Annotated in this window: 6 protein-coding genes; all 6 read right to left on the bottom strand. The window is 63.4% G+C overall.

Annotated elements, in window-relative coordinates:
• On the bottom strand, positions 1-967 hold a 967-nt coding region (locus tag TX78_RS00730), incomplete at its 3' end, for a DNA-processing protein DprA (RefSeq protein ID WP_044492790.1).
• Between the two features lie 9 nt (positions 968-976).
• Entirely contained in the window at positions 977-2,551 is a 1,575-nt protein-coding gene (locus TX78_RS00735) for a YifB family Mg chelatase-like AAA ATPase (RefSeq protein WP_044492791.1), read from the bottom strand.
• Positions 2,548-2,925, bottom strand: a complete 378-nt coding sequence (locus TX78_RS00740; protein ID WP_044492792.1) for a YraN family protein — start codon at positions 2,923-2,925, stop codon at positions 2,548-2,550. The genes TX78_RS00735 and TX78_RS00740 overlap by 4 nt, the downstream gene beginning before the upstream one ends.
• A 146-nt stretch (positions 2,926-3,071) precedes the next feature.
• The gene (locus tag TX78_RS00745) at positions 3,072-3,758 is read right to left on the bottom strand and encodes a ribonuclease HII (protein WP_044492793.1); all 687 of its coding nucleotides are present in this window, start codon (positions 3,756-3,758) and stop codon (positions 3,072-3,074) included.
• A gap of 11 nt (positions 3,759-3,769) precedes the next feature.
• On the bottom strand, positions 3,770-4,540 hold the full coding sequence (gene lepB, locus TX78_RS00750) for a signal peptidase I (protein WP_049897254.1): 771 nt from the start codon (positions 4,538-4,540) through the stop codon (positions 3,770-3,772).
• On the bottom strand, positions 4,530-5,297 hold the full coding sequence (gene lepB / locus TX78_RS00755; RefSeq protein WP_081652460.1) for a signal peptidase I: 768 nt from the start codon (positions 5,295-5,297) through the stop codon (positions 4,530-4,532). Before lepB (TX78_RS00755) ends, lepB (TX78_RS00750) begins: the two co-directional genes overlap by 11 nt.
• Positions 5,298-5,338 lie beyond the last annotated feature (41 nt).

Here is a 5,338-nt window from a genome sequence, read left to right on the forward strand (position 1 = left end):
AGCTCGCGGAATAGATGCTGCCTGGCAGCACCCCGACCGGTCTGTCCAGCGCGAGGGCATGGTTGGCCGTGGAGAGCGCTCCGCTGCGGGATCGGGCCTCTAAGACGACGGTGGCCTCAGAGAGGGCTGCGATAAGCCGGTTCCGGTGCAGAAACCTGTGCCGCTGGGGTGAGGATCCCGGCGGCAGCTCGGAGAGGAGCAGTCCGTATGCGGCCACGTTCTTCAACAGTTGCTCGTTCCCGGCCGGGTAGAGGGAGTCCAGTCCTCCGGCCATCACCGCAATAGTGGCGGCTGGTCCCGGCGCTGTGTCGGTCCCGGCCTTCGACTCTGCCGGATGCTCACTCAGTGCGCGTTGAATGGGGCGCAGCGCGCCGCGGTGTGCTGCTGCATCAATGCCGTAGGCCCCGCCTGAGACGACACACACCTGGTGGGCAGCAAGCTCTTCGGAGATCTCCGCAGCAGCCCTGGCGCCGTAGTCAGTCATTTCGCGGGAACCTACTAGGGCGATGCTTCGCCCCCGCGCAGGTATGCGCGCTGCAGCGACCTCGTAGGGCCCGGGCCCGTGTTGTGCCGAATGGCTCGCGCGGAACCAGAGCCCGATAGGTGCGGTGGTACGCAGATCGCGTAGCGTCTCCGGCCATGCGCAATCTTCCGGGATCAGCAGTCCACCGCCAAGAGAATCCAAACTCCTGAGATCTTTATCTCCGTGCAGCTGGCCCAGTCTGACTCGCCAGCGTTGCAGGGCAGTGTGCAATTGGCGCTGACGTGGCCCCAGCCCTGCTGCCTCTGCGGCTTCCCCGACTCGTTGCTGCTCCGTTGCAGAAGCGTTTGTCCCTGCCGTCACCAGCCGGTGTGCATGTTCTGGTCCCAACTCCTGAACCATCACCGCACCCAAGAGGTCCCCAGGTTCTATGAGCCGACTCAGCTCGGCCCGGCAGCATCGGGTCTCCTTAGTGCCCCATTCCATAGTTCTCCCCTATCTGGCTGCCGCCAAGCGAAGCTGCATGGCAATGTCGATCTCATCCGCACCTGGTTTCGCAGCCCCTGTGACATCGGCTACCGTCCATGCCAACCGAAGAACTCTCACGTATCCGCGAAGCGAGATCGCGGCTCGATCCAGCGCGGTGTCCAGAGAGCGCAATGCAGCTGTGGGCAGCCGCAGGGCCCCGGTGAGCACCGGCAGCGGCACTTGGCTGTTTCTCTCGATGCTGGGACCGCCTTCCTTTCCCAAGGCACTTAGTCGCGCCTGCTGAGCTTGACGTGCGCTGATGACTCGGTCCAGCACCTGAGCGGAGCTTTCTCCGGGCTCTTCAAGCGCCATTGCGGCTGAGCGCGGGCGTTGGACATGAACCTGGAGGTCGATTCGATCCAGCAGGGGGCCGGACAGGCGTGAGAAATACCCGCGTCGCTGAGCTACTGAACAGGTACAGGCTGCCCCGGATCCAACGTTGAGTCCGCAAGGGCACGGATTGGCTGCCATCAACAGCTGGAACCGCGCCGGGTAGTTCACCGCCCCGCGAGCACGGTGGAGAACAATCTTCCCGGTCTCCAGTGGCTGGCGCAGCGCATCCAGCACCGGGCGCTGAAATTCTGGGGCCTCATCAAGAAAAAGCACACCGTGATGTGCCCGAGTCACCGCCCCGGGCCGCGCAAGGCGTGCCCCTCCCCCGACAATGGCGGCAGCTGAAGCACTGTGATGAGGTGCTTCAAAGGGCGCCCGACGACGCAGCCTCGTCACACTCCTGGCACCCGAACTGATGGACTCAATAGCAGTGACTTCCATAGCCTGCTCATCCTCCAGCGGCGGGAGAATACTCGGAAGCCGCTCGGCCAGCATGGTCTTCCCCGCACCAGGAGCACCTACCAACAGCATGTGATGACCCCCTGCGGCCGCCAGTTCCAGGGCAAAGCGGGCCTCCTGCTGCCCCCGCACTTCAGCCAGATCTGGTCCTGCTGGCTCTGACGCGGCCTCGCATTGCTCTGCGACTCCTCCGTGCATTCGGGTCAACCCGCTTAGCGACTCACGGGGAATCGAACCAGCACCAGGGGCGGCAAAGGCCGCGGCGACTTCGCTGACATGGGAAGCTGCCAGCACATCTGAACCAGGCACTAGTGCAGCTTCGCCGGCGTTCTCCTGGGCAACCACCACCTGGTGCACCCCTGCGTTCACCGCTGAGGCCACCGCAGGTAAGACACCAGAGACCGGACGCAACCGCCCGTCGAGTCCGAGTTCAGCGAGAAACAGCACGTCCTGGGTGCCGCGCAGCAGACCATCAGCGGCCCAAGCACTGACCAGTATCGCCAGATCCAGCCCTGAACCGGATTTCGGCAAGGAAGCTGGAAAGAGATTCACCGTCAACCGTCGCGCGGGTAAGTCCAGTCCGGCGTTCTTCGCTGCCGAGCGGATCCGGTCTTGGCTCTCGCGCAGTGCCGCATCCGGCAAGCCCAACAGGATAAACGCAGGAAGCGACTGACCAATATCTGCTTCTACCTCAATCAGGTGGCCTTCCATCCCCAGCAGCACCACACCGCGTGCTCTGCCCATACTCATAGGGCCACGGCCTTAAGGTGCTCGATCCGCGGGGCAGGTTCCGGTAGGGCAGTGTCACGCCGATCCAGCAACACTGACACCACATCCACTCGCCGCGGCACCCTCAGCAGGCCGTGTTCCGCAGCGTATTCGCGCAAGAGCAGATAGAGCCGACGCAGCTTCGCATCAGTGACGGCTTCAAAGGGGTGTCCGTAGCCGACTCCTCGTCGGGTTTTAACCTCCACTGCGACAAGCTGACGCTGATCCCGAGTAATCAGGTCCAGCTCGCCGTGTCGGCTGCGCCAGCGTCGTTCTAGTACCTCATGCCCGCGGGCCTGCAGGTACTCCGCCGCCTGCTGCTCACCGATCAGACCGGTGTGATCCTTAGGATGCATCCGTGGTGCTCCTTTCCTTGGAGCACCAGCCTGGGGCATCTGTGATCACCAGACACCGACATCACTTGCCGATGTGGAAGTATCCGCGTGGCGTGTCTCGGCACCTCAGCTGGGGAAAACTCCCCTGCGCTTGAGCGACTTATGTTCTAGAGGCCCGGCAGCGCCTGGAGTCCCAAGTTCCAGGACCGCCGGTGGTACGCGGTCACCCCGGCCTCCTGGATAGCATCACGATGGTTTGCTGAGCCGTACCCCTTGTTGGAATCCCACCCATAGACCGGATGTTGCTGGGCCAGCTGGGTCATCAGCTTGTCCCGCTCCACTTTGGCCAGCACACTTGCACATGCCACGGTGAGGCTGAGAGTGTCCGCTTTGCGCATGGTGCGCACTCGCGGGGAGCTGCCGCCGGTGAGCCAATCGTGGGTGCCATCAAGGATCACCATGTCCAGCGGCCGGCCAAGGTCAGCTTCTACCGCTCGCAGACCGGCCAAGCCGGCGTCGCGCAGCGCCGCGGTGATGCCGTGACGGTCAATGTACTCAGCACTGCGGTGTTCCACCGCATGGGCTTGGGCATGTTCGCAGATCTGCGGCTGCCACCGATTCCGTGCCACGGCACTGAGCAGTTTGGAGTCCCGCACGCCGTCGAGCTGCTCACAGACTCCCGTCTCCTCCGCCACGCTCTGCAGCAGTTGACTCTCGAGGTCCATCACGACGACGCCGACGCTCACCGGTCCGGCCAGCGCACCCCGGCCGACCTCGTCGATGCCTGCGATCAGGCGCGCGCCAGTCTCCCGGCGCAGCGCAAACTCAGGGAGCAGAGTGGCATTAGCAGGCATGACAGATCAGCTTACTGAACAGGGTCCGGGACATTCTCGAAGGGGTCACGATCTGACCCGCCGCCGGACATCCGGTCAAGGGGCCAGATGATGCCCGCAGTGCGGCCGATGATGTCCTCCACCGGGACCGCCCCGGAATTCGGTTCGGTGACATGGGCACGGGAATCAGCCGAGGCCTCGCGGTGGTCACCCAGCAGCCACACATGCCCCTCGGGCACGGTGATCTCGAAGGGGGTGTCGCTGGGGGCGTTGCCGGGGTACAGATATGGCTCGTCAACGGGCTCGCCGTTGACCAGAATGCGTCCTGACTCATCGCAGCACTCAACGGTATCGCCTTCGGCGCCCACCACACGCTTGACCACATAGTGTGCGGAGGTATCAGGCAACAGGCCGATGAAGATCAGCGCGTCCTGCACGGGGTTGGATTCCGTCGAGCCGCCAGAGCCCCACCAGCTGCGAGTGTCTTCAAAGACCACGACGTCGCCCCTCTCGATCTCCATGATCCCTGGGGCCAACAGGTTCACCACGACGCGATCATCGACTTCCAGTGTGGGCTGCATCGATTCTGAAGGGATGTAGAAGGCGCGCAGCAGGAAAGTCTTGACCAGGAATGAGATCAGGATCGCCAGAGCAACGATGGTGATCAGCTCGATGATAAAAGCGCCCAGCGGACTGCGTTTGCGCCGTCGCGGCCTGGTCTCTGCCTCTTCCGGCATGGGGGGCGCTGGCTCTGCGGGGTCGGTGAGGTCGCCATTGTCCGGGCGGGGCTGCTCACTGCTCATAGGGGACCTCCTGGATGCTGCGCCTCTGGTCCCACGGCCACAAGACGTGGCTGGCGCGACCGATGATGCGATCTTCGCTGATCATACCGCCGCCGGGTGCCCCCAGCAGGGCGCGTGAATCTACTGAGTGCGCCCTGTTATCGCCCATCACCCAGACCCTGCCTGCTGGCACCTCCACCTGGAACTCCAGCTCTGAGGCAGGCTCTGCGTCAGTGACCGTGTAGGGCAGGTAGGGCTCGTCGAGGGCTTCACCGTTGACAAGGATCCGACCCTGGTCGTCACAACATTCCACAGTGTCCCCGCCGACGCCGATCACGCGTTTGACGAAGATCTCCTCCGGTGAGCCCAGCCCCAGCCAATGCGCACTCTGCTCAAGCGTGCGCGCCAGGATCTCAGAGCTGCCGCGGTAGGGAGCAAAAGAGCCTTCACCGTTGAATACGACGACGTCGCCGCGCCGGCTGCCGTGCGAATCAGGATAGCGCTTGTCTACTGCAACCTTTTCCCGGTCGTGAAGTGTCGGCCACATGGACTGTTGCTGAATGGTGTAGATGTCCACCACTGCTACGCGGATGAATCCGCTGATCAGCACAGCAGCTATCAGAATGACCAGAGACCAGCCGAGCCAGCTGCCGGGTATAAGCCGCCGCACAGTGTTGCTGGCTGAACGAGGGTTTCTGGCTGAACGAGTGTTCTCTGGAGAACGAGCAGAACCCCGGCCCGCTGACGAAGGGTCAGCAGAGCCGGGGTTCTGGTTCACGTGATGTGTTTAAAGGCTCGAACGCGAGGCTGGTGCCTTAC

It is taken from the genome of Nesterenkonia massiliensis, assembly GCF_000455245.1.
In the GTDB taxonomy this organism is placed as follows: Bacteria; Actinomycetota; Actinomycetes; order Actinomycetales; family Micrococcaceae; genus Nesterenkonia; species Nesterenkonia rhizosphaerae.